The following is a 23,425-nucleotide window of genomic DNA, read 5'->3' on the forward strand; positions in this document are numbered from 1 at the left end:
ATGTCGGCTCCCGGCTCCTCCCCCGCACGCGGCGTCACCCTGCCCCGGCTCGTGGCCTGGCTGGCGGCCGCCTTCCTGCTGCTGCCGCTGCTGGTGGTCATCCCGATCTCGCTCACGCCCGAGCGCTATCTCTCGCTGCCGACGGACAGCATCTCCTTCCGCCATTACGGCAGCCTGGTCAGCGACGGGCGCTGGACCAAGAGCATCCTCGACAGCCTGATCGTCGGCATCGGCGCGACGGTGCTAGCCACCGCGCTCGGCACCGCCTTCGCGGTCGGCGCCTGGCGGCTCGGCGTGCCGCTGGCGCGGCGGCTGCGGCTCCTGCTGCTGGCGCCGATCATCGTGCCGCCGATCGTCCACGCCATCGCCTTCTATCGCGCCTGGGCGACGCTCGGCCTGCTCGACAGCTATCTCGGGCTGATCCTGATCCACGCCATGAAGGGGCTGCCCTTCGTGGTGCTCACCGTGGCCGGCGTGCTCGCCAATCTCGACCCGCGGCTGGAGCAGGCGGCGCGCAGCCTCGGCGCCGATGCCCGCCAGGCGATGAGCTGGGTCGTGTTCCCTCAGATCCGCGCCGGCATCGCCGCCGGTGCCGTCTTCGCCTTCATCACCTCCTGGGACGAGACCATCGTCGCGCTCTTCGTCACCAGCCGCGCGGTCACCACGCTGCCGCGCCGGATCTGGGAAGGGCTCGCCGACAATATCGACCCGGCGATCGCCGCGCTGGGCACGGTGATGATCCTCCTGACCTTCGTCGCGGTGACGATCACCACCCTCCGCGGCGGCAAAGCCAACGCCTGAAGAGCGAAAAGGGGAAGACCTATGACCAGAGACCAGCAGGAGTTCCGTGACGACTGCCTCGCGATCCTGCGCGAGACGACGCAGGGCAAGACCGTCCACCGCCGCCGCTTCCTGCAGTCGCTGGCCGTGCTCGGCGCCCTGCCGCTCGGCCTGCGGCTGACGCCGGCCAGCGCGGCGAACGGCGAGATCGTCGTGGTCAACTGGGGCGGCGACGCCGTGAAGGCCTATGACGAGATCTGGGCGCAGCCCTTCAACGCCGCCAATGCCGGCGCCAAGGCGATGATCAACGGCTCGGGCCCGAGCTCGGGCAAGATCAAGGCGATGGTCGAGAGCGGCAGCGTGACCTGGGACGTGTGCGACCGCACCGTGCCGGCCTCGATCGAGCTCGGCCGCCAGAACCTGCTGGAGAAGGTCGACTGGTCGATCGTCGCGCAGGACAAGCTCCGCCCGGCGCATCGCTCCGACTGGGGTGTCGGCGCCTATCTCTACTCCTTCGTGCTGACCTGGGACGAGAAGGCGCTGAAGGGCCCGGCGCCGAAGAACTGGAAGGATTTCTGGGACGTCAAGGCGTTCCCGGGCAAGCGCACGCTGCGTAACAACATCGAGGGCATGCTCGAGGCGGCGCTGCTCGCCGACGGCGTGCCGCGCGACAAGATCTACCCGATCGACGTCGACCGCGCCCTGAACAAGATCCGGGAGATCAAGCAGCACACCATCTTCTGGACCACCGGCGCGGAGAGCCAGCAGCTCTTCCGCAATGGCGAGGTGGTGATGGGCAATCTCTGGCACACCCGCTCGATGCTGCTGGCCAAGGAGGTCGGCGACCGCATCAAGTTCAGCTTCGAGGACGGCGTGCTCTTCCCCGGCGCCTGGATCGTGCCCAAGGGCAATCCGGCCAAGGAGGGCGCCTGGAAGTTCATCGCCGCGGCGCAATCGCCCGAGAGCCAGGTCGAGCTGTTCAAGCGCGTCGGCAACGGCCCGGTGAACCCGGCCGCCGCGGCGATGGTGCCGAAGGAGATGCAGGCGCTCGACTGCGGCTCGCCGGAGAACTTCGCCCGCCAGGTCGCCGTCGACAACGAGTGGTACGCGGCGAACTACGCCACGATCCTCGCCCGCTATCTCGACGTCATCGCGTCCTGAGACACCGGCCGGGGCGTCCCCTCGCCCCGGCCTTAGCCTGCCTTTGCCCCTCAACAGCCCGGTAGACCGATGTCCGCTGCTCCCTTCTCGCTGGCCCAGACCTTCATGGGCGTTCCCCACCGCACGGAGATCGGCGGTGCGAAGGCCGTGATCCTCGGCCTGCCCTTCGACTGCGGCACGCACCCGCAGCGCGTCGGCTCGCGGCTCGGCCCGAGCGCCATCCGCGAGCAGTCGCTGCTGCTGCGCGCCTTCGACTATGCCAACGCGATCAACCCGCTGGACGCCCTCGGCGTCGTCGATGTCGGCGATGCCCGCGTCAGCCCCGGCGAGGTGGAGCCCTCCTACCGGGCGATCGAGGAGGCGGTCGGCGCCATCGCGCGCGAACGGGTCGTGCCGGTGACGCTCGGCGGCGACGGCGCCATCGCACTACCCGAGATGCGCGCGCTGCACGCGGTCTATCCCGACCTTGTCACCGTGCATATCGACGCCCATACCGACGCCTACCCGATCGAGGGCTACAACACCGCCACCGCCTTCGTCCGCGCCGCGGAGGAAGGGCTGATCGACCCGGCGCGCTCCTACCAGATCGGCATGCGCGGCACGACGATGGTGCCCGGCATCGCCGATTACGGCCGCAGCCTCGGCTACAACGTCATCTCGCTGGCCGAGCTGCTGGAGCGCGGCATCGCCACCGTCTTCGCCGAGGTGAAGGCGACGATCGGCGACCGCCCGGTCTATCTCTCCTACGACATGGACTTCTTCGACCCGTCCGTGGCGCCCGGCGTCTGCACGCCGACCTGGGGCGGCGCGACCGCGCGCGAAGGCCTCGCGGTGCTGGAGGCCTGCAACGGGCTCAACCTCGTCGGGGTCAACATCAACACGGTCAGCCCGCCGCACGATGTCGGCGGCATGTCGGCGCTGCTGGCGGCGCAGGTGACGCTGAACGCGCTCAACCTGATCGCCCGCCAGCACCAGAGCCGCGCCGCCGGCGCCTGAGCCCGAGGGCGCTGCGCCGCGCGCATGGCGGAGCCTCCGCCATGCCGGCATGCGCGGCTTTTCTTCGCGCCGCTGCGCGCATAGGACGGCAGGAGGCCACCGGATCAGAGTGGCCCCGCACAGGACGACCAGGGAGATCTGACGTGAAACGCCGCACCCTTCTGACGGGGGCCGCCGCCGCTGCCGCCGCCCCCATCGCCAGCCCGGCGATCGCCCAGAGCGCCCCTTCGATCAAATGGCGCCTGGTCTCGGCGTTCCCGAAATCGCTCGACACGCTCTATGGCGGCTCGGTGCATCTCGCCAAGCGCGTCGCCGAAGCCACGGACGGCCGCTTCGAGATCCAGCCCTTCGCGGCCGGCGAGATCGTTCCCGGCGGCGGCGCAGTGATCGACGCCGCGTCGACCGGCACCGTCGAGTGCTGCCACACCTGCAGCTATTACGCGATCGGCAAGGACCCGACCTTCGCCTTCGGAACCTGCATTCCCTTCGGCCTGAACGCGCGCCAGACCACCGCCTGGCTGCAGTTCGGCGGCGGCAACGAGATGCTCAACGCCTTCTACGAGAAGTTCAACCTCTACGGCATGGCGGCGGGCAATACCGGCGTGCAGATGGGCGGCTGGTTCCGCAAGGAGATCAACACGGTCGAGGACCTGAAGGGCGTCAAGTTCCGCGTCGGCGGCCTGGCGGGCAACATCCTGCTCAAGCTCGGCGTGGTGCCGCAACAGATCGGCGGCGGCGACCTCTACGCCTCGCTCGAGCGCGGCACGATCGACGCGGCCGAATGGACCGGCGCCTATGACGACGAGAAGCTCGGCCTCTCGAAGGTGGCGAAGTACTACTACTATCCCGGCTGGTGGGATCAGGGCACGGTGATCTCCCTGATGATCAACAACGGCAAGTGGCAGGAGCTTCCCGCCGCCTACAAGGCGATCCTCAGCGACGCCTGCGCCGAGACCAATGCCTGGATGCAGGCGAAATACGACTACGAGAACCCGCCGGCGCTGAAGCGGCTGATCGCGGCCGGCGCCCAGCTGCGCGCCTTCTCGCCGGCGATCATGAGCGCATCCTACAAGGCGGCCGAGGAGACCTTCGCGGAGATCAGCGCCAGGAACCCGACCTTCAAGGCGACGCTGGCCGCGATGATGGAGTTCCGCGCCGCCTCCTCGCTGTGGTGGCAGGTCAGCGAGCTGCCCTACGACATCAACATCGCCAACCTGACGCGCGGCCAGCGCTGATGCGGATCCCTCCCCGGCCCGATCCGGGGAGGGATGCCCGATCAATCGAGAGGGAAGCGGCGATGAGCAAGCCGATCTGGGTCGAGGCCGCGATCAACGGCCCCTGGGGCAAGGAGCGCCAGCCCGGCATCCCGGTCGCCATGGCCGATATCGTCGCCGACGGCATCGCCGCGGTCGAGGCCGGGGCGGCGATCGTGCATCTCCACGTCTATGACGAGGCGACGGGACGCCAGCGCGACGACTGGGAGCTCTATGCGCGGGCGATCGAGGGCATCCGGGCGCGGGTCGACGCCATCGTTTACCCGACGATCCCGATCCTCGGCTCGGGCTATGCCGGCGACATGCTCGGCTCCGGCCGCTACACCCATCTCGCGGAACTGGCCAAGCGCGGCCTCGTCGAATGGGGCGTGCTCGATCCAGGCTCCTGCAACTGGCTGACCTTCGCCGGCATTCCCGCGGGCGAGACCGGCTTCATCTACCAGAACCCCGGCGAGCATATCCGCGAGGGCATGGCGGTGGCGCAGGCGTACCGCATCCATCCGAGCTACGCCATCTACGAGCCCGGCTTCACCCGGCTGGGTGCGGCGCTGGCAGCCGCCTATCCCGGCCTGCCAACGCCGATCTACCGCCTGATGTTCTCCGACGACTTCGCCTGGGGCTTCCCGCCGCGCATCTGGGCGCTGGAGGCGCATCTGAAGCTGCTGGAAGAGGCGGCGCCGGGAGCGCCGGCGATGATCGCGGGTCTCGGCGTCGACGTGTCGGGCCTGATCGGCGCGGCGGTGGCTCGCGGGGTCCATCTGCGCACCGGCCTCGAGGACGTGCCCTTCGGCTGCACATCGAGCAATGCCGCGCTGGTCGCCGCCATGGTCGGCGAGTTGGAGCGGCAGGGCGGCCGCCCGGCGAGCGTCGCGGAGGTGCGCGCGGAGCTCGCCGGCAAGGCGACATCCGCCTGAGCCGGACCGGCCGAGGCAGAGCGCCCGCATTTTGAGCAGGCGGCGGCCATGCCGGGGCAGGCATGCGTGCGCCGGCGGTGGACACCGGCGCCAGCGCGATCCCACACTGCCGCGCAAGGGCGGCGCAGCGAGTCTCATCGGGGCGGCGGCGACCGCGGCGACTAGGGGATCGAAGGCATCATGAGCGCAATCCTGATCACCGGCGGACGGGTCGTCGATCCAGAGAGCAGGCTGGACGCGGTCGCAGACGTGGCGATCGTCGACGGCAGGATCGCGGCCGTCGGCAGCGATCTCGGCAGCGCCGAGCGGGTGATCGACGCCAGCGGGCTGATCGTCGCGCCGGGCTTCATCGACCTGCACGCCCATGGCCAGTCGATCCCGGCCGACCGGATGCAGGCTTTCGACGGCGTCACCACCACGCTCGACCTCGAGGCCGGCGTGATGCCGGTCGCCTCCTGGTATCGCCGCCAGGCCGAGCAGGGGCGCGTGCTGAACTACGGCGCCTCGACCAACTGGGCGTTCGCGCGCATCGGCGCCATGGTCGGCATCAACGAGGAATCCTCGCTGGAGGCCTTCGGGCGCGCCATGCGCGACACGCGCTGGATGGACAATGTCTCCACACCCGACGAACAGCAGGCGATCGTCGACAGCATCGCCGCCGGGCTCGACGAGGGCGGCATCGGCATCGGCATCCTCAACGCCTATGCGCCGGGCGCCGGCGTGCAGGAGCTGACCGCCGTCTGCCAGCTCGCCGCCGCGCAGGGCGTGCCGACCTTCACGCACATCGCCTACATGGCCAATAGCGACCCGCGCAGCGCCGCCGAGGCCTATATCCGGCTGATCGGCTATGCCGGCGCGACCGGCGCGCACATGCACATCTGCCACTTCAACAGCTCGAGCAAGACGGATGTCGAGCGCTGCGAGAAGCTGATCCGCAAGGCGCAGGCGCAGGGGCTGCCGATCACCGTCGAGGCCTATCCCTACGGCACGGGCTCCACCGTGATCGCCGCCTCCTTCTTCACCGATCCGGAGTTCGAGCGGCGCAACGACACCAGCTATGCCCAGATCCAGCTGGTCACCAGCGGGCGGCGCATGCAGGACCGCGAGGACCTGCTGGCGACGCAGGCCGAGGATCCGTCGCAGCTGGTGCTCTGGCACGTGCTGGACACCGAGAACAACACGCGCCACCGCGACATGCTCGACCTCTCGGTGCTCTATCCCGGCGGCGCCATCGCCTCCGACGCGATGCCCTGGTCGCTGCCCGACGGCTCGACCTATACCGGCGACGCCTGGCCGCTGCCGGAGGAAGCAACCTCGCATCCACGCTCGGCCGGCACCTTCACCCGCTTCATGCGCCATTGGGTGCGCGAGCGGCAGGCGGTCAGCCTGATGGACGGCATCGCCAAATGCGCGCTGATCCCGGCCGACATCCTCGCCGCCAGCACGCCGGCGATGCGCGAGAAGGGCCGGCTGCGGGCCGGCGCCGATGCCGATGTCGTGGTCTTCGACCTGGACACGCTGACCGACCGCGCCGAATTCACCGCGATGAACCGGCCGTCCGAAGGCGTGCGCCACCTGATCGTCAGCGGGACGCCGGTGATCGCAGATGGCGCGCTCGACGTCGCGGCGCGGCCCGGCCTGCCGGTGCGCCGCCCCGTCCGCGCGACGGCGTGAGGCGATGCCGGTCCCGGTCCTGCTGATCGCGGGCTTTCTCGGCGCCGGCAAGACCACGCTGGTCAACCGCCTGCTCGCCGAGGCCGGCGGGCGGCGGATCGCCGCGATCGTCAACGATTTCGGCGCGATCAACATCGACGCCGAGCTGATCGCCGGGGCGAAGGACGGCGTGGTCGACCTCGCCAATGGCTGCATCTGCTGCTCGCTGGAGGGCGACCTGCTGCGCACGCTGGCGACGCTGCTGCGCCGCGCGCCGCGGCCGGAGGCGATCGTCATCGAGACCAGCGGCGTCGCCGACCCGGCCGATATCGTGCGCAATCTGATGGACCCGGTGGTCTGGCGCGAGGCGCCGCTGGAAACCGTGCTCTGCGTGGTCGATGCGACGACGATCGCCGCCAACGCCGCCGATCCGCTGGTGCAAGCCCAGTTGCGGGCCGCCGATCTCGTCGTCCTCAGCAAGACCGACCTGACGGATGAAGCCGGCTGCGCGGCGGCGCGCGCCGCGGTCGCCGCGCTCAACCGCCGCGCGCTCGTCGTGGACGCGCCGGGCGGCGCCGTGCCGCTGCCGCTCCTGCTGCCGGAGGTTCCGCGCGCTGAAGTCCGCGACGTCGCGCCGAAGCGGCCGCGGCTCGAACGCTTCGAAAGCTTCGGCTGGAGCTCGCCGGCGCCGATCTCGCTGGCCGCCTTCCAGCAGGCGATCGGCCGGATCGCCGGCCGGCTCGCCCGCGCCAAGGGCTTCCTGGCGACGATCGAGCAGCCCGGACGGCGCCAGATCTTCCAGCTCGCCGGCGGCCGCGCCACACTGGCGCCGGTCGCGGCCGAGGAGAGCGGCAGCGAGGGCACGCGCCTCGTCTTCATCGCCGAGACGGGCGCGCTCAGTCAGGCCGAGATCGACGCGGCGCTGGCAGGCTGCTGAGCGCTCTGCGCGTCCGACAGGCCGGCACTCAGCGCGGACCGCCCTGCCCAGCTGCCCTCCACGCAGCAACCGACGACGATTTGCGCAAGGTGATCGCGATTTGGGCATGCCGTTGCGACAGGCATGGCGAGCGGCCGCGCCCATCCCACCAGCAGGCTCCTCGCGCGGCCACAAAGGCTGAATCGGCGGCCCGTCGACCTGCTCGCCGCCGGGCGCGCCTCTGGCACAGCGATTGCAAAGTTTGCCGGGCCCGCATGCGGGCCCCGCAGCGGGGCGCCGATCGCACGGCCCGACCGCCATGACAGCTTTCGCCTGGAGACCGCCGATGCCCAGCACCTTCGATCTGATCGTCAAGGGAGGCACGGTCGTCACGGCCAGCGATGTCGTCAAAGCCGATATCGGCATCCGCGACGGCGTGATCACCGCCGTCGCGGCCGAGCTAGAAGGGCCGACCACGATCGATGCCGGCGGGCTGCTGGTGCTGCCCGGCGGCGTCGACACCCATGTGCATCTCGAGCAGCCCTCCGCCGGCCCGGCGCAGATGTGCGACACCTTCGAGACCGGCACCGCCTCGGCCGCCGCCGGCGGCACCACCACCGTGATCTGCTTCGCCTCGCAATTGCGTGGTCAGTCGCTCAAGACCGCTGTCGCGGATTATCGCGTCGCCGCCGGCAAGTCGCGCGTCGACTACAGCTTCCACCTGACGATCAGCGACCCGACGGACACCGTGCTGCAGGACGAGCTGCCGGGGCTGATCGCGAGCGGCTGCCGCTCGGTCAAGGTCTTCATGACCTATGACGGGATTGGGCTCGACGATGCGCAGCTGATCCGCACGCTGGCCGCCGCGCGCAAGGGCGGCGCGCTGGTCTGCGTCCATGCCGAGCACCATGCGCTGATCGCCTATCTCAGCGAGCGCCTGGTCGCGGCCGGGCTGACCGCGCCGAAATACCATGCCTGGGCCAAGCCGACCGTGGTCGAGCGCGAGGCGATCTCGCGGATCGTGGCGATCGCCGAGGTGCTCGACGTGCCGATCCAGGTCTTCCACGTCTCGGGGCCGGAGCCGGCGGCGGAGATCGCCCGCGCCCAGGCGCGCGGCATGAAGGTCTGGGGCGAGACCTGCCCGCAATACCTCACCATCACCGCGGCCGATCTCGACCGGCCGGGCTTCGAGGGCGCGAAGTTCATGTTCGGCCCCGCCCCGCGCGGCCCGGCCGAGGCGGAAGGCCTGTGGGCGGCGATCCGGGCCGGCACGATCGGCGTCATCTCCTCCGACCACGCCCCGACGCGCTTCGACGACCCGCGCGGCAAGAAGGTCGCCGGAGAGAACGGGCCGTTCAACAAGGTGCCGAACGGCATCCCCGGCCTTGCCACCCGGCTGCCGCTGATCTTCCACGAGGGCGTGGGCAAGGGCCATATCGACCTGTCGAAATTCGTCGACCTCGTCGCGACGCGCCCGGCCAAGCTCTACGGGCTCTATCCGAAGAAGGGCACGATCGCGGTCGGATCCGACGCCGACCTCGTGCTGTTCGACCCCGCCGCGCGGCAGGTGCTGACCAATACCGGCCAGCATCACGGCAGCGACTACACGCCCTATGAGGGGCGCGAGGTCACCGGCAAGGTCGTCGCCACCTATCTGCGCGGCCGCTGCGTCTTCGAGAACGACAGGGTCACCGGCCCGGTCGGCGGCGGCGCCTTCGTGGCGCGCGCGCCCTATGCCGAGATCGCCCCGCGCGGCGTCTTCCCCATCCCCTTCGACCCGGTCACCGGCACGATCGTCGGCGAGGCCCTGCCGCACGCCGCCGAGTGATCCAGCCCTTTCCCAAGCCCCCGCCATCGGAGCCGACCATGACCTTCAGCCTGTCCCGCCGCAGCCTCCTCGCCGGCTCGGCCGCCGCCGCCGTCACCGGCTTCCCCAACGTGCTGCGCGCCCAGACGCGCGAGATCTTCATCGGCGGCCCGGCCTCGCCGGGGCTGACCGACGTGCTCTTCCCGCTCATCGAGAAGAAGCACAACATGAAGATCCTGTTCGAGGGCACCAACTCGCTGATCAACCTCGAGAAGATCCGCAACAACAAGGATCGTCCCACCATGACGGTGACGATGATGGACGATCCGGTGCTGGTGCTCGCCCAGCGCGAAAAGCTGATCGAGAAGCTGCCGGCGGAGGTCACCAACCTCGCCCAGCTCTCCGCCGCCGCCAAGCCGAACGAGGCGATGTGGGCCAACTGGTGCCAGCCGATGTGCTCGGCCTCGCACAACACCAAGAGCGTGCCGGGCGGCGTCGCCAGCTATGCCGATTTCTGGGACAAGAAATACCGCGACGGGCTGATCCTGATCTCGATGCGCATCACCCAGGCGGTGGCGCCGCTTCTGGCCGCGACGCAGCTCGCCACCGGCAAGCCGCTGGCCGAGTGCCTGAAGCTGGCCGACGAGGGCTTCGGCAAGCTCAAGGAGCTCAAGCCGAACATCCTGCAGGTCTCGACCAATGCGCCGCAGGCGCAGCAGCTGCTCGAGACCGGCGAGTGCATGGCCTATCTCGCGCCCGATTCCCGCTCGACCCTGTTCCGCAAGGCGGCGGGCGCGCCGGTCGACCAGTCCTATCCGAAGGAGGGCGTCATCGCGATGCCGGCCGGCGTGGCGCTGGTCGCCAATGGCCCCAACAAGGATCTCGGCATCACCTTCATCAACGAACTGCTCAGCGCCGAGACGCAGGCGACCGTCGCCAAGGCCTTCTTCTCCAAGCCGACCAACACCGCGACCAAGCTGCCCGAGGGCCTGAGCTTCCCGGAGATGGTGGTGCTCGACTGGGAGTATTTCGCCGACAACCGCAATCGCTGGATCGAGCGCTTCGAGCGCGAGGTCGCTGCCCGATGAATGCGCTCGCCATCGCGGCCCCCGGCCCGACGACCGAGGCGCCCGCGACGGCGCCGCCGGCCGCCCATGTCGAGATCCGGCAGCTCGGCAAGCGCTTCGGCGCCAACACCGTGCTGCAGGACCTGGCACTCTCGGTCGGCCAGGGAGAGTTCATCTCCCTGCTCGGCCCCTCCGGCTGCGGCAAGACCACGCTGCTGCGGCTGATCGCCGGGCTGATGCTGCCCGACACCGGCACGATCACCATCGGCGGGCGCGACCTGACGCGCACGCCGCCCCACAAGCGCAATGTCGGCGTGGTCTTCCAGAACTACGCGCTCTTCCCGCATCTCACCGTCGCCGAGAATGTCGGCTTCGGCCTGCGCAACCGCCGCATCGGCGGCGAGGAGCTCAAGCGGCGCGTCGACGAGGCGCTGGCGCTGGTGCGCATGCAGGCCTTCGCGGAGCGCTCGGTCACCGCGCTCTCCGGCGGCCAGCAGCAGCGCATCGCCGTCGCCCGCGCCATCGCGGTCGAGCCGGCGATCCTGCTGCTCGACGAACCCTTCTCGGCGCTGGACCGCAAGCTGCGCGAGACCATGCAGATCGAGCTGCGCCATATCCTGCGCGATCTCGGCATCACCTCGATCTTCGTCACGCACGACCAGGACGAGGCGCTGGTGATGAGCGACCGCATCGCCGTGATGAACCAGGGCCAGATCGAGCATTTCGGCGCGCCGAGCGCGATCTATACCCATCCCGCCAGCCTGTTCGTGCTGGAATTCGTCGGCCAGTCGACGCGGCTGCCCGGCCTCGTCACCCGCACGGAGGGCGACCAGGTCGAGGTCGAGACCGCGCTCGGCCGGCTGCGCGCGCCGGGCGGCTACCTCGCCGGCAGCCGCGTCGTCGTCGCGGTGCGGCCCGAGGCCGTGACGCTCGGCGAAGGGCCGGTGGCGGAGTTCAACATGATCAAGGCGCCGCTCGCCGACATCGTCTATCTCGGCGCCAAGACCCAGCTGCACTTCAAGGGTCCCGAGGGCGAGGCGATCCAGGTCGACCTGGCGCGGCTGCCGCAGGGCGGGCTCGCCGCCGGCGCGGAGCTCTCGCTGCGCTGGCGCATCGCCGACACCATGCTGTTCCCCGCGCCATGAGCACGCTTCCCCTCGCCGCCGCCGGGGCCTCTCCCCCCCGCCGCATCACCCTCGACCCGCGCTTCGTCATGGCGCTGCCGGGGCTGCTGTTCATGGGGCTGGTCTTCGCCTTCCCGCTGGTGCTGCTGATGTCGAAGAGCGTCCAGGGACCGGACGGGCTGTCGCTGGCCGGCTACGGCCGCATCCTCGGCGATGCCTATTATCGCGGCGTCATCTGGGATTCGCTGACGCTCGCCTTCCGCGTCACGCTGATCACGCTGCTGCTCGGCTATCCGGCGGCCTATGCGCTGGCCCGCGCCAAGGGCACGCTGCAGGTCTTCCTGTTCGCGCTGGTCTTCCTGCCGCTGACGGTCAGCATCATCGTCAAGACCTTCGGGCTGACCATCATGTTCCGGCGCGAGGGCATCCTGAACTGGTTCCTCGTCAACACCGGCCTGATCGACGCGCCGATGCGCTTCGTCTTCACCGAGATGAGCCTGGTGATCGGCATGGTCAACGTGTTCCTGCCCTTCCTGATCCTGCCGCTCTATTCGGTGATGCGCATGCTCGACACACGCTATCTCGACGCGGCGGCGACACTCGGCACCTCGCCGCTCCATAGCTTCCTGCGGGTCTTCCTGCCGCTGACCATGCCGGGCGTGATCGCCGGCGCCTCGATCGTCTTCGCGCTCTCGGTGGCGGCCTATGTCACGCCGGGGCTGCTGATCGGCGAGCGCTACATGACGATGTCGATGGTGATGGCCAAGGCCTTCCTCAACTTCCGCGACTACCAGCTCGGCTCGGCCATGGCCTGCATCATGCTGGTGATCGCGCTGACCATCGTCTTCCTGTCGAGCTTCCTCACCCGCAATCTCGAAGCGAAGGGACGCTAGCCATGGCCGCCCTCGCCCGCCTCTTCGCCGGCCTGATGCTCTTCCTGGTGCTGGTCTTCCTGCTGGTGCCGATCGCGATCGTGATCCCGATCTCCTTCTCGGAATCCACGGTGTTCTCCTTCCCGCCCAGCGGCTTCTCGCTGCGCTGGTACGAGAACATCCGCAACGCCGACGGGATCATCAAGGCGCTGTGGCTCTCTACGCAGATCGCGGCGCTCTCGACCGCGATCTCACTGGTGCTGGGCACGCTGTGCTCGATCGCGATCATGCGCGGCGCGGTGCCCGGCGCGCGGCTGATCACCACCTTCATGATCTCGCCGCTGATGATCCCCGGCCTCGTGCTCGGCATCGCCTTCCTGCACGCGGCGCGCGAGGTCGGCCTGCGCGACGGCTATGGGCCGCTGCTGCTCGCCCATGTCGTGGTGACGATGCCGTTCATCATGCGCACCGTGCTGGCGAGCCTCGCCCTGTTCGACTTCACCATGGTCGACGCGGCGCGGATGCTCGGCTGCTCCTATCCGGCGGCGCTGTGGCGGGCGCTGGTGCCCAATATCCTGCCGGGCTTCGTCTCGGGCGCGCTCTTCGCCTTCATCGTCTCCTTCGACAACTACCCGGTGTCGATCTTCCTGGTCGACGTGCACACCAAGACCCTGCCGATCCAGCTGCTGAACCAGCTCGAGATGTCGCCGGACCCGACGCTCGCCGCCGTGGCGACGGTGATGATCGTGCTGACGATCGCGGCGCTGTTCGTCTGCGACCGGCTGGTCGGCCTGCGGCGCATGGCGGCGGTCTGACGCATCCCGCGGGCCGCCCTCGCCGCGGCGGCCCGCTATCCCCTCCGCGATACGCGACCGGCGGGCGGTACAAAGCCGACTCGCCTTCGCCCGCGACCTTCGTTAAAAGAACAAAACACGAACACAACCTGGTCCACCCATGCCGCCTTCCGAAACAGTGCGCGCACTCCGCCGATCCGTTTCCGCCACGCTTGCAGAGCCTGGGGCGGCGGGGCCATCCGCGCCCAGGAATGCCGCCGCTCCGGTCGGGTTCGGCTGCGAGGTGCTGGACGTCTGGCTGGGCGGGGGGCTCGCCCGGGCCGCGCTGCACGAGATCTGCGCGCCGGCGAGCGCCATCCGCCCCGTCGCCACGCTGGTCGCGCTCGGGCTGGCCTGCCGGGCCGCCGGGGCGCGGCCGGTGCTGTGGATCCGCCAGGATGCGGGGCGCTTCGAGGTCGGCGGCCCCTATCCGGCGGGGCTGGCGGAGCTCGGCCTGGCACCCGACCGGCTGCTGCTGATGCGCGGTCGCGACAGCGAGGCCGTGCTGCGCGCCGGCGTCGACGCCGCCCGCTCCGCCGCGCTCGGCGCCGTACTGATCGAGCCCTGGGGCGAGCCCGCCCGGCTGGACCTGACGACCAGCCGCCGCCTGCTGCTCGCCGCCGAGCAGTCCGGCGTCTTTACGCTGCTGCTGCGGGCGGGCGGGCCGATCGCCAGCGCTGCGCTGACCCGCTGGCGGGTGGCGCCGCTGCCCTCACGCCCGCGGGAGGCGGCGGCGCCGGGCGATCCGGCCTTCAGCCTGGCGCTGCTGCGCCATCGTGGCGGCATCGAACCCCGGGAGTGGAGCATGGAGTGGAATCGTGGAAGCCGATCGTTCCAGCCGCACGAACAGCCCCGCCTCGCCGCTACCGCCGGTCCTCGCCGCCCCGCGCCGGCGCTATCTGGCGGTGTGGCTGCCTTTCCTGGCGACAGACCGGCTGCGGCGGCGCGAGCGGGCGACGGGCGCCGACGCGCCGGATGAGCGGCCGCTGGTCCTCGCCGCGCGCCAGGGCAACGCGCTGCGGCTGGTCGACTGCGACCAGCGCGCGGTGGCGCTGGGCCTGACGCGGGGCATGACCCTGGCCGATGCCCGCGCCCGCCTGCCCGATCTGCGCGCCATGCCGGCCGAGCCGGAGCAGGACCGCATCCTGCTGGAACGGCTCGCCCTGGCCTGCGAGCGCTTCACTCCGCTGGTCGCCTATGATCCGCCGCAGGGGCTGATGCTCGACATCACCGGCTGCGCGCATCTCTTCGGCGGCGAGGCCGGGCTGCTGGCGCGGCTGGGCGAGCGGCTGGGAGCGGCAGGCCTTGCGCAGCGCTGCGCCATCGCCGGCACGCCCGAGGCTGCCCACGCCCTGTCCCGCCATGGCCGCGGCGGCATCGTCCCGCCCGGCGAGGACCGCCTCGCCACGGCGGCGCTGCCGGTCGCGGCGCTGGCTCTGCCGGCCGAGACGGTGGTCGCCCTGTCGCGCGCCGGCCTGCGCCGCATCGCCGATCTGGCGCGCCTGCCCGCCGCCGCGCTGGCGGCCCGCTTCGGCGGCGCACTGACCACGCGGCTGCGGCGCGTGGTCGGCGAGGAGGATGTCCGCATCACGCCGGTGCGGCCGCTGCCCGACTGCGTGGCGGAGCGGCACTTCGCCGATCCGGTGGCCGACATGGCGGTGATCGAGGCGGAGGTCGCCGCCCTCGCCGCCGAGGCTGGGCGCGAACTGGAGCGGCGCGGCCAGGGCGGTCGGCGCTTCGAGATCGCGCTGTTCCGCACCGACGGGGCTGTCCGGCGCCTCGCCGTCGAGACCGGGCGGCCGGTACGCGACACCGGCACGCTGCTGCGCCTCTGGCGCGAGCGGGTGGCGAGCCTGGCCGATCCGCTCGATCCCGGCTTCGGCTTCGACGCGATCCGCCTCGGCGTGCCGCTCTGCGAAAGCCTCGTCGCGCCGCAGATCGATCTCGAGCGCGGCGACAGGGGCGAGGACGACATCGCCGACCTGCTCGCCCGACTGGCCGTCCGCTTCGGACGCGACCGGATCCTGCGCTTTGCCAGCCGCGACAGCCATGATCCGCTGCGCCAGGCCCGGCTGGTGAGCGCCCTCGCCGCAGCGGGGCCGCCGCCGGACTGGCCGGCTTCGCCACAGGGCGACCCGCCGGCGCGCCCGCTCTACCTGTTCGAGCCGCCGCAACCGGTCGAGACCCTGTCGGAGGTGCCGGACGGCCCGCCCATGCGCTTCCTGTGGCGGCGACGGCAGCACCGCATCATCCATGCGGAGGGGCCGGAGCGGATCGCGCCGGAATGGTGGCGCGGCGAGGGCCGGCAGGAGGTGCGCGACTATTACCGCCTCGAGGACGAGGCCGGGCAGCGCTTCTGGCTGTTCCGCGCCGGCCTGCACCAGGAGGGCGCACCCGCCCCGCGCTGGTATCTGCACGGGCTGTTCGCATGAGCGCGCCCCCTTATGCGGAGATGGTCTGCGCCAGCAATTTCTCCTTCCTGCGCGGCGCTTCCCCGGCGCAGAACCTGGTGATGACCGCGCTGCTCTCCGGCCATGCCGGGCTCGGCATCGCCGATCGCAACACGGTCGCCGGGGTGGTGCGGGCCTGGTCGGCGCTGCGCGACCTGCGCCGCGACGGCGCGCCCTCGCCGGAGAAGGCGCGCGAGGGCGGCGGCCCGGGCGAATATCGCTGGGTCGAGAACCCCGCCTTCTCCGACCTCACCTTCACCCGCGACTGGCTGAGCGCCGCCGCCAGGGCGTTCAAGCTGGCGACCGGCGCGCGGCTCGCCTTCGCCGACGGCACGCCCGACATCGTTGCCTATCCGGTCGACCGGACCGGCTGGGGCCGGCTCTGCCGCCTGCTCAGCCGCGGCAATCTCGCCGCCGGTGCCCGCAAGGGAGAATGCATCCTGCGGCTCGACGACCTGCTCGCCGATCCGCGCGACCTGCTGCTGATCGCGATGCCGGGGCCGACGCTCGACGCGCTGCCGCCGCTGCTCGCCCGCCTGGCGGAGACCGCCCCCGGCGCCTCCTGGCTCGGCGCGACCATGGCCCGGCGCGGCGACGATCGCCGCCGCCTCGCCCGGCTGAAGACGCTCGCCGCGCCGAGCGGAATCCCGCTGCTGGCGACCAACGACGTGCTCTACGACATGCCCGGCCAGCGCGACCTGCACGACGTGCTGACCTGCATCCGCGAGCACACCACGCTGGAGGCGGCCGGCCGCCGGCTGGAGGCCAATGCCGAGCGCCATCTCAAGCCCCCGCGCGAGATGGCTAGGCTGTTTCGCGACGCGCCGGAGGCGATCGCCGAGACCGGCCATCTGCTCGCCCGCATCGATTTCGACCTCGGCCAGCTGAAATACGACTATCCGGACGAGCCGGTGCCGCCGGGCTGGGCGGCGCAGGACTGGCTGGAGGAGCTGGTGCGCCGGCGCAGCCGGATGTGCTACCCGGACGGCGTGCCGGACAAGGTGAGCGCCCTGCTGGCCAAGGAGCTCGCGCTGATCGCGCAGCTCGACTACGCCCGCTATTTCCTGACGATCCGCGACATCGTCGCCTTCGCCGAGAGCCGGGGTATCCTCTGCCAGGGCCGCGGCTCGGCCGCCAATTCCGCCGTCTGCTACGTGCTGGGAATCACCGCGGTGAACCCGGCCGAGAGCGACGTGCTCTTCGAGCGCTTCATCTCGACCCAGCGGCGCGAACCGCCCGATATCGACGTCGATTTCGAGCATGAGCGCCGCGAGGAAGTGATCCAGTGGATCTATGACAAATACGGGCGTGAGCGGGCCGGCATCGCCGCCACGGTGATCCGCTACCGGCCGCGCAGCGCCATCCGCGAGGTCGGCAAGGTGCTGGGCCTTACCGACGACGTCACCGCGCGGATCGCCAACCTGCAATGGGGCAGTTGGGGGCGCGGCATCGACGATGCGCGCGTCACGCAGGCCGGGCTCGACCCGGGCAACCCGGTCATCCGCCGCGCCGTCGACCTCGCGGTGCGCCTGCTCGGCTTCCCACGCCATCTCTCCCAGCATGTCGGCGGCTTCGTGCTGGCGCGCGGGCGGCTCGACGAACTGGTGCCGATCGGCCCGGCCGCGATGGAGAAGCGCACCTTCATCGAATGGGACAAGGACGACATCGACGCGCTGGAGTTGATGAAGGTCGACGTGCTGGCGCTGGGCATGCTGACCTGCATCCGCAAGGCCTTCGCGCTCATCGCCAAGCACGAAGGCCGCGCCCTGACGCTTGCCGGTATCCCGACCGGGGACATGGCGACCTACGACATGCTCTGCGCCGGCAAGTCGCTCGGCGTCTTCCAGGTCGAGAGCCGGGCGCAGATGAACATGCTGCCACGCCTGCAGCCGCGCTGCCTCTACGACCTCGTCATCCAGGTGGCGATCGTCCGGCCGGGGCCGATCCAGGGCAATATGGTCCACCCCTATCTCAAGCGGCGGGCCGGGCTGGAACAGGTCAGCTATCCCGCCCCGAAGCCGCCGCACGATCCCGACGAATTGCACGACGTGCTGCATAAGACGCTGGGCGTTCCGCTCTTCCAGGAGCAGGCGATGAAGCTCGCCATGGTCGCCGCGGAGTTCGACGAGGTCGAGGCCAACGGGCTGCGCAAGGCGATGGCGACCTTCCGCAACAGCGGCACGATCGAGCATTTCGAGGCGATGATGGTCGAGCGCATGGTCGCCCGCGGCTATGAGCGCGGCTTCGCCCAGAGCTGCTTCGACCAGATCAAGGGCTTCGGCAGCTACGGCTTTCCCGAAAGCCACGCAGCCTCCTTCGCCAAGCTGGTCTACGTCTCCTCCTATCTCAAGCGGCACCACCCGGCCGCCTTCGCCTGCGCGCTGCTGAACGCCCAGCCCATGGGCTTCTACGCCCCGGCGCAGATCGTTCGGGAGGCGCAGGAGAATGGCGGCGTCGAGCCGCGCCCGGTCGATGTCGGCGCCAGCGACTGGGACAACACGCTGGAACCGCGGCAGGACGGCACGGACAGCCCCCTCGCGCTGCGGCTGGGCTTTCGCCAGATCTCGGGTTTCCAGGAGGACTGGGGCCACCGCCTCGTGGCCGGGCGGGAGGACGGCTATCGCGACGTCGAGAGCGTGATGCGCCGGGCCGGCCTGCCGGCGCGGGCCATGCACCTGCTCGCCGATGCCGACGCCTTCCGCTCGCTCGGGCTCGATCGGCGCGCGGCGCTGTGGGCGGTCAGGCGCCTGCCCGACGATGCGACGCTGCCGCTGTTCCAGGCGGCACGGGCGAGCGAGCTCGGGCGCGAGGCCGCGATCGCACTGCCGGTCATGCCACTCGGCGACCATATCGTCGCCGACTACCAGACGCTCCGCCTCTCGCTGAAGGGCCATCCGATGGCGCTGCTGCGCGAGGGCTTCCGGCAGGAGGGCATCGCCAGCGCCGCCGAGCTGGACGGTCTCGGCGATGGGCGCTGGACGCGCGGCGCCGGCGTCGTGCTGGTCCGGCAGCGACCGGGCAAGGGCAACGCCATCTTCATCACGCTCGAGGACGAGACCGGCATCGTCAATGTCGTGCTCTGGGCGCGGCTGTTCGAGCGCTTCCGCCGCGAGGTGATGGCGGCCCGGCTGCTGCTGGTCGAGGGGCGCCTGCAGCGCAGCCCCGAGGGCGTCGTCCACCTGATGGCGCAGCGCGTCGTCGACCGCTCGGCCGATCTGCTCGCGCTGTCGGAGCTGCACCGCGCCGAGATCGCCCTGACGCGGGCCGACGAGGTCCGCCATCCCAAGCCGGCACGGCACGGGCATCCACGCGACGTGCGCATCCTGCCGAGATCGCGCGACTTCCACTGAAGGCGGGCCGCCCCGCAGGCCGGAGGGGCGATTGGCCTGCCGTGCTGGCGCGAAGTGGCCGGGCACGAGCGGGCCTGCCTCCGCTAGTCTGACGAGCCCCCCAGCCCGAACGGACCTGCCATGACCATGCCTGCCCCGCCCGATCTGTCGCCCGAGGAGATCGCCCGTTTCGGAGCGGATCCCGCCACCGCCTTCGCCGCCAACCTCGCTGCCGTGCAGGCCCGCATCGCCGAGGCCTGCCGCCGCAGCGGGCGCAATCCCGATGAGGTGACGCTGCTGCCGGTGACCAAGACGGTGCCGGCGGCGGTGCTGCGGCTGGCCCATACCGCCGGCATCGCCGATTTCGGCGAGAACAAGCTCCAGGAGGCGCGCGACAAGCAGGCCGTGCTGGCGGCTTTGCCGATCCGCTGGCACGTGATCGGCCATCTCCAGAGCAACAAGGTGAAGTATCTCGTGCGGCTGGCCGAGAGCTTCCATGCGCTCGACAGCGAAAAGCTGGCGCAGGAGCTCGACCGCCGGCTCGCCGCGCTCGGGCGCGATCTCGACGTGTACGTGCAGGTCAACACCTCCGGCGAGCCCAGCAAATACGGGCTGCATCCGGACGATCTCCTGCCCTTCGTCGAGACGCTGTCGCGCTATCCGCGGCTCAGGCCGCGCGGCCTGATGACGCTCGCGGTGTTCAGCCCCGACAGCGCGCGGGTGCGGGCCTGTTTCGCCCTGCTGCGCGATCTGCGCGACCGCGCGCGCGCCGTGCATCCCGGCCTGACGGGGCTCTCCATGGGCATGACGAGCGATTTCGAGAGCGCGATCGCCGAAGGCGCCACCATCGTGCGCGTCGGCCAGGCGATCTTCGGAGCCCGGCCGACGCCGGACGGCTTCTACTGGCCAGGCCTCGCGCCTTCGTCCGGCTAAAGCGAGACGGCCAGCCGCAGCAGGGCCTGCGCCAGCGCGCCGTCCGGCGAGACGAGCTCGTCGAGGATACTGAAATGGTTGCGGCCGGGCAGCACCATCGCCTCGACCGCCCGCCCCTGGGCGCGACAGAGCGCGGAATAGTCGCGCGACTGGCGTTGCAGCTCCGGCAGTTCGCCGCCGCCGCTGGCGACGATCAGCGGCACTTCGCGGCGCACGGGCCGATGGACCGGGCTCAAGCCGGCGACCTCCGCCGGCGTCAGGCCGAGCTTGTCGTTGAGCACGCCGAGCCTGATCGGCTCGAGGTCGAAGATGCCCGAGATCGGCAGCGCGGCATCGACCTCCGGCCGGGTGCAGGCCAGCGCCGCCAGATGGCCACCGGCCGACCAGCCGCCGATCACCAGCCGCCCCGTCGCGACGCCGAGCCCCGGTCCCTCGCGCCGCAGGAAGGCCAGCGCCGCCGCGATCTCGGCGACGATCTCGCCGAGCGTCGCCTCCGGCCCGAGCGTGTAGCCCGGCAGGGCGACATCGAAGCCGAGTGCGAGCGGGCCTTCGGCCATGCAGGAGAACACCTCCTTGCTGTTGCGCTGCCAGTAGCCGCCATGGACGAAGACGAAGAGCGGCGCGCCTGCCCGGCCGCAGCGGAAGATGTCGATCCGGTTGCGCGCGCGGGGGCCGTAAGCGCGGTCGAGCAGCGCGGGTTCGGCCGCGCGCAGCGCTGCGCTGCGCCGCGACCAGGCGGCGAGGCGCGCGGCACTGTCGGCGACATGGCCGGCATTATCGTAGCCGATGTCGAGTTCGGCCCGGCTCATGCCGCGCCAGAGCGCGGGCTCAGGCCGGATCGCCGGAGGCGAGATACCAGTCATGGATGTCGTGTCCCTGCCAGAACAGGATGTCGTCGCGGGCCGTGAGCGCATCGAGCAGCGCTTCGAGCACGCCGATCCGGTGCGGCACGCCGGTGATGTAGGGGTGGATGGCGAAGCTCATCACCTTGGCGCCGCCGAGCGGCCCGTCGCTCTTCGCCTCGGCGGCGAGCCGGTCGATCTGGGCGAGCGTGCGCTCGGCGAATTCGGCGGCGCGGTGATGCTGGATCATGATCAGCGGAATGTCGTTGAGCTCGACCGAATAGGGCATGGTCAGCACCGTGCCGCCGGTCGTGCGCAGCCGGCAGGGCAGATCGTCCACCACCCAGTCGGCGATCCAGCGGATGCCTTCCGCCGCGAGCAGGTCCGGCGTCTCCAGCGTCTCGGTCAGGCCCGGGCCGAGCCAGCCGGTCGGCGGGCTGCCGGTGAAGCGCGCGATCGTCTCGACGGTGCGGGCGATCATCGCCGCCTGGTCGGCGACCTGGTGGGTCGGCACCTGCTCGAAGCCATGGCCCATAAACTCCCAGCCGGCGTCGCGGGCGGCCGCCGCGATGCGCGGATAGTCGTCGCAGACCGAGCCGTTGACCGAGAGCGTCGGCCTGATGCCGCGCGCGGCGAAGGCCTCGAGGATGCGCCAGAAGCCGACGCGCATGCCGTATTCGTGCCAGGCCCAGTTGGCGAGGTCGGGCTGGAGGGCGGCACCGGTCGGCGCCACCAGCACCTGGCGCGGCATCGGGTTCTCGATCAGCCAGTTCTCGACATTGACCACCGGCCAGACCACCACCGCCTTGCCGTCGGGCAGAGCGAGCCGGGGCCGATCGGGCAAGGCCGCATAGGCCAGGCGATCGCGGGGGGCGAGCGGCGCGCTCACGCCGCCTGCCTGCCGTGATGGCTGTGGAGCATGCCCGAGAGTTCGCGGCGCAGTTCGTTGAAGTCGGGCGCCGAGACGTCGCGCGGGCGCGGCAGCGTGATCGGGATGTCACGGTCGATCCGGCCGGGACCGGGCGACATCACCACGCAGCGGCTCGACAGGAAGATCGCCTCCTCGATCGAATGCGTGACGAAGAGCACGGTGAGCTTGGTGCGCTCCCAGAGTTCCAGCAACTCGTCCTGCAGGCGCTCGCGGGTCATGGCGTCGAGGGCGCCGAAGGGCTCGTCCATCAGCACCACCTCGGCGTCGTTGGCGAGCACGCGGGCGATGGCGACGCGCTGCTTCATGCCGCCGGAAAGCTGGTGCGGATAGGCGTCGGCGAAGCGGCCCAGGCCGACCAGCTCGATGAAGCGCTCGACCGTCTCCCTGACCTCGGCCGGCGGCCTGCCGCGCGAGGCCGGGCCGAAGCCGATATTGCCGCGCACGCTGAGCCAGGGAAACAGGCCGTAATCCTGGAAGACCATGCCGCGGCTGGGATCTGGACCGACGATCGGCTTGCCCCACATCAGGGCCTCGCCGGTCGTGGCGGTCTCGAAGCCGGCGACGATGCGCAGCAGGGTGGACTTGCCGCAGCCGGAGGCGCCGATCAGGCAGACGAAGTCGCCGCGCTCGATTTCCAGATTGGCGCCGCGCAGCGCCTCGATGCGCTTGCCGCCGACATCGAAGCTCTTGCCGACATCGGTCAGCGACAGGATCGGAACGGTGGGCTTAGCCATGATTGGGGCTCCAGGCGAGGAGGCGGCGGCCGATCAGCATGACGATCCGGTCCGAGACGAAGCCGGCGACGCCGATCGCGACCATGCCGCAGATGACGATCTCGGTGCGGGAGAGCTGGCGGGCCTCCATGATGATCGCGCCGAGGCCGGTGGGGACGCCCGTCATCTCGCCGATGACGATCACCACCCAGGCGAAGCCGAGGCCGAGCCGCAGGCCCGTGAAGATCGCCGGCATCGCCGCCGGCAGCACCACCTTGGCGAACTGGGCCGAGCCCTGGCAGCCGAGCATGCTCGCCGCCTCGAACAGGCGCGGCTCGACCGAGCGCACCCCGAACACCGTGTTGACCAGCACCGGGTAGAAGGCGCCGAGGAAGACGAGGAAGAAGGCCGAGCGGGGGCCGAGGCCGAACATGATCATCGCCAGCGGTAGCCAGGCGGTGACCGGGATCGGCCGCAGGATCTGCAGCAGCGGATCGAGCATCTGGCGCACCAGCGGCACCCGCCCGATCAGCAGGCCGAGCGGCAGGGCGGCGAGCACCGCCAGCGCGAAGCCGCCATAGACGCGGCTGACCGAGGCCAGCACATGGGTCAGGAGCGTGCCGCTGAAGGCGTCGTCATTGATCCCGCCGAAGGCGAGGTCCCAGAGCGCCACCGCGACCTCCGATGGCGGCGGGATCAGGCTGTAGGCCCGGCCGGCGGTGGCGAAGTGCCAGCCGGCCAGGATCAGGGCCGGCAGAGCGAGCGCCAGCAGCGGCTGCCTCATCCTGCCGATGATCTGCCTGGCGCCCGCGGATGCGGGGCGCGCCGCC

Annotated in this window: 20 protein-coding genes; 16 read left to right on the forward strand and 4 right to left on the reverse strand. The window is 70.8% G+C overall.

Going from position 1 to position 23,425, the window contains the following annotated elements; genetic code table 11:
- The 16 genes from ABE438_RS18350 (at position 1) to ABE438_RS18425 (ending at position 20,109) form a co-directional block, all read left to right on the forward strand.
- On the forward strand, positions 1-801 hold the full coding sequence (locus tag ABE438_RS18350; RefSeq protein ID WP_346504113.1) for an ABC transporter permease: 801 nt from the start codon (positions 1-3) through the stop codon (positions 799-801).
- A gap of 21 nt (positions 802-822) precedes the next feature.
- Positions 823-1,941 carry an ABC transporter substrate-binding protein gene (locus tag ABE438_RS18355; protein WP_346504114.1) on the forward strand — a complete coding sequence of 373 codons (1,119 nt, stop codon included), beginning with the start codon at positions 823-825 and terminating at the stop codon, positions 1,939-1,941.
- Between the two features lie 69 nt (positions 1,942-2,010).
- On the forward strand, positions 2,011-2,937 hold the full coding sequence (locus ABE438_RS18360; RefSeq protein ID WP_346504115.1) for an arginase family protein: 927 nt from the start codon (positions 2,011-2,013) through the stop codon (positions 2,935-2,937).
- A gap of 143 nt (positions 2,938-3,080) precedes the next feature.
- A complete protein-coding gene (locus tag ABE438_RS18365; protein ID WP_346504116.1) occupies positions 3,081-4,172 on the forward strand; it encodes a TRAP transporter substrate-binding protein in 1,092 nt (363 codons plus the stop codon).
- Between the two features lie 62 nt (positions 4,173-4,234).
- Positions 4,235-5,125 (forward strand): beta-keto acid cleavage family enzyme, encoded by an 891-nt coding sequence (locus ABE438_RS18370; RefSeq protein ID WP_346504117.1) that lies wholly within the window; start codon positions 4,235-4,237, stop codon positions 5,123-5,125.
- 180 nt (positions 5,126-5,305) lie between these two features.
- Complete coding sequence (locus tag ABE438_RS18375) at positions 5,306-6,799, forward strand: amidohydrolase family protein (RefSeq protein ID WP_346504118.1); 1,494 nt, start codon at positions 5,306-5,308, stop codon at positions 6,797-6,799.
- A gap of 4 nt (positions 6,800-6,803) precedes the next feature.
- Complete coding sequence (locus ABE438_RS18380; RefSeq protein ID WP_346504119.1) at positions 6,804-7,715, forward strand: CobW family GTP-binding protein; 912 nt, start codon at positions 6,804-6,806, stop codon at positions 7,713-7,715.
- Between the two features lie 325 nt (positions 7,716-8,040).
- Positions 8,041-9,522 carry a dihydropyrimidinase gene (gene hydA / locus ABE438_RS18385; RefSeq protein WP_346504120.1) on the forward strand — a complete coding sequence of 494 codons (1,482 nt, stop codon included), beginning with the start codon at positions 8,041-8,043 and terminating at the stop codon, positions 9,520-9,522.
- 38 nt (positions 9,523-9,560) lie between these two features.
- Positions 9,561-10,589 carry an extracellular solute-binding protein gene (locus ABE438_RS18390; RefSeq protein WP_346504121.1) on the forward strand — a complete coding sequence of 343 codons (1,029 nt, stop codon included), beginning with the start codon at positions 9,561-9,563 and terminating at the stop codon, positions 10,587-10,589.
- Complete coding sequence (locus tag ABE438_RS18395; protein ID WP_346504122.1) at positions 10,586-11,713, forward strand: ABC transporter ATP-binding protein; 1,128 nt, start codon at positions 10,586-10,588, stop codon at positions 11,711-11,713. Before ABE438_RS18390 ends, ABE438_RS18395 begins: the two co-directional genes overlap by 4 nt.
- A complete protein-coding gene (locus tag ABE438_RS18400; protein ID WP_346504123.1) occupies positions 11,710-12,585 on the forward strand; it encodes an ABC transporter permease in 876 nt (291 codons plus the stop codon). The genes ABE438_RS18395 and ABE438_RS18400 overlap by 4 nt, the downstream gene beginning before the upstream one ends.
- A gap of 2 nt (positions 12,586-12,587) precedes the next feature.
- Positions 12,588-13,379, forward strand: a complete 792-nt coding sequence (locus tag ABE438_RS18405) for an ABC transporter permease (RefSeq protein ID WP_346504124.1) — start codon at positions 12,588-12,590, stop codon at positions 13,377-13,379.
- Positions 13,380-13,641: 262 nt separating this feature from the next.
- Positions 13,642-14,376: an ImuA family protein gene (locus ABE438_RS18410; RefSeq protein WP_346504125.1), complete on the forward strand. Its 735-nt coding sequence runs from the start codon at positions 13,642-13,644 to the stop codon at positions 14,374-14,376.
- Positions 14,303-15,829, forward strand: coding sequence for a Y-family DNA polymerase (locus ABE438_RS18415; protein ID WP_346504126.1), 1,527 nt, complete (start codon positions 14,303-14,305; stop codon positions 15,827-15,829). Before ABE438_RS18410 ends, ABE438_RS18415 begins: the two co-directional genes overlap by 74 nt.
- A complete protein-coding gene (locus ABE438_RS18420; protein ID WP_346504127.1) occupies positions 15,826-19,197 on the forward strand; it encodes an error-prone DNA polymerase in 3,372 nt (1,123 codons plus the stop codon). The genes ABE438_RS18415 and ABE438_RS18420 overlap by 4 nt, the downstream gene beginning before the upstream one ends.
- Before the next feature lie 126 nt (positions 19,198-19,323).
- Positions 19,324-20,109 (forward strand): YggS family pyridoxal phosphate-dependent enzyme, encoded by a 786-nt coding sequence (locus ABE438_RS18425; RefSeq protein WP_346504138.1) that lies wholly within the window; start codon positions 19,324-19,326, stop codon positions 20,107-20,109.
- Here ABE438_RS18425 and ABE438_RS18430 read toward each other — a convergent pair.
- Genes ABE438_RS18430 through ABE438_RS18445 form a run of 4 tightly spaced genes read right to left on the reverse strand, consistent with a single transcriptional unit; the run spans position 20,106 to position 23,379 of the window.
- Positions 20,106-20,972 (reverse strand): alpha/beta hydrolase, encoded by an 867-nt coding sequence (locus ABE438_RS18430; protein ID WP_346504128.1) that lies wholly within the window; start codon positions 20,970-20,972, stop codon positions 20,106-20,108. The two genes, ABE438_RS18425 and ABE438_RS18430, sit on opposite strands and share 4 nt — an antisense overlap.
- On the reverse strand, positions 20,938-21,840 hold the full coding sequence (locus ABE438_RS18435) for a polysaccharide deacetylase family protein (RefSeq protein WP_346504129.1): 903 nt from the start codon (positions 21,838-21,840) through the stop codon (positions 20,938-20,940). Before ABE438_RS18435 ends, ABE438_RS18430 begins: the two co-directional genes overlap by 35 nt.
- Positions 21,837-22,616 carry an ABC transporter ATP-binding protein gene (locus ABE438_RS18440; RefSeq protein ID WP_346504130.1) on the reverse strand — a complete coding sequence of 260 codons (780 nt, stop codon included), beginning with the start codon at positions 22,614-22,616 and terminating at the stop codon, positions 21,837-21,839. Before ABE438_RS18440 ends, ABE438_RS18435 begins: the two co-directional genes overlap by 4 nt.
- Positions 22,609-23,379 (reverse strand): ABC transporter permease, encoded by a 771-nt coding sequence (locus ABE438_RS18445; RefSeq protein ID WP_465248636.1) that lies wholly within the window; start codon positions 23,377-23,379, stop codon positions 22,609-22,611. Before ABE438_RS18445 ends, ABE438_RS18440 begins: the two co-directional genes overlap by 8 nt.
- Between the last annotated feature and the right edge of the window lie 46 nt (positions 23,380-23,425).

Origin of the sequence: Allobosea sp. TWI1241 (assembly GCF_039673065.1) — a bacterium.
Classification (GTDB): domain Bacteria; phylum Pseudomonadota; class Alphaproteobacteria; order Rhizobiales; family Beijerinckiaceae; genus Allobosea.

What these genes read in the sequence shown, in the direction of transcription:
- ABE438_RS18350 (WP_346504113.1), top strand. Translation starts at nt 1, where the DNA reads ATGTCGGCTCCCGGCTCCTCCCCCGCACGCGGCGTCACCCTGCCCCGG.
- ABE438_RS18355 (WP_346504114.1), top strand. Translation starts at nt 823, where the DNA reads ATGACCAGAGACCAGCAGGAGTTCCGTGACGACTGCCTCGCGATCCTG.
- ABE438_RS18360 (WP_346504115.1), top strand. Translation starts at nt 2,011, where the DNA reads ATGTCCGCTGCTCCCTTCTCGCTGGCCCAGACCTTCATGGGCGTTCCC.
- ABE438_RS18370 (WP_346504117.1), top strand. Translation starts at nt 4,235, where the DNA reads ATGAGCAAGCCGATCTGGGTCGAGGCCGCGATCAACGGCCCCTGGGGC.
- ABE438_RS18375 (WP_346504118.1), top strand. Translation starts at nt 5,306, where the DNA reads ATGAGCGCAATCCTGATCACCGGCGGACGGGTCGTCGATCCAGAGAGC.
- ABE438_RS18380 (WP_346504119.1), top strand. Translation starts at nt 6,804, where the DNA reads ATGCCGGTCCCGGTCCTGCTGATCGCGGGCTTTCTCGGCGCCGGCAAG.
- hydA (WP_346504120.1), top strand. Translation starts at nt 8,041, where the DNA reads ATGCCCAGCACCTTCGATCTGATCGTCAAGGGAGGCACGGTCGTCACG.
- ABE438_RS18390 (WP_346504121.1), top strand. Translation starts at nt 9,561, where the DNA reads ATGACCTTCAGCCTGTCCCGCCGCAGCCTCCTCGCCGGCTCGGCCGCC.
- ABE438_RS18395 (WP_346504122.1), top strand. Translation starts at nt 10,586, where the DNA reads ATGAATGCGCTCGCCATCGCGGCCCCCGGCCCGACGACCGAGGCGCCC.
- ABE438_RS18400 (WP_346504123.1), top strand. Translation starts at nt 11,710, where the DNA reads ATGAGCACGCTTCCCCTCGCCGCCGCCGGGGCCTCTCCCCCCCGCCGC.
- ABE438_RS18405 (WP_346504124.1), top strand. Translation starts at nt 12,588, where the DNA reads ATGGCCGCCCTCGCCCGCCTCTTCGCCGGCCTGATGCTCTTCCTGGTG.
- ABE438_RS18420 (WP_346504127.1), top strand. Translation starts at nt 15,826, where the DNA reads ATGAGCGCGCCCCCTTATGCGGAGATGGTCTGCGCCAGCAATTTCTCC.
- ABE438_RS18425 (WP_346504138.1), top strand. Translation starts at nt 19,324, where the DNA reads ATGCCTGCCCCGCCCGATCTGTCGCCCGAGGAGATCGCCCGTTTCGGA.
- ABE438_RS18430 (WP_346504128.1), bottom strand. Translation starts at nt 20,972, where the DNA reads ATGACTGGTATCTCGCCTCCGGCGATCCGGCCTGAGCCCGCGCTCTGG.
- ABE438_RS18440 (WP_346504130.1), bottom strand. Translation starts at nt 22,616, where the DNA reads ATGGCTAAGCCCACCGTTCCGATCCTGTCGCTGACCGATGTCGGCAAG.
- ABE438_RS18445 (WP_465248636.1), bottom strand. Translation starts at nt 23,379, where the DNA reads ATGAGGCAGCCGCTGCTGGCGCTCGCTCTGCCGGCCCTGATCCTGGCC.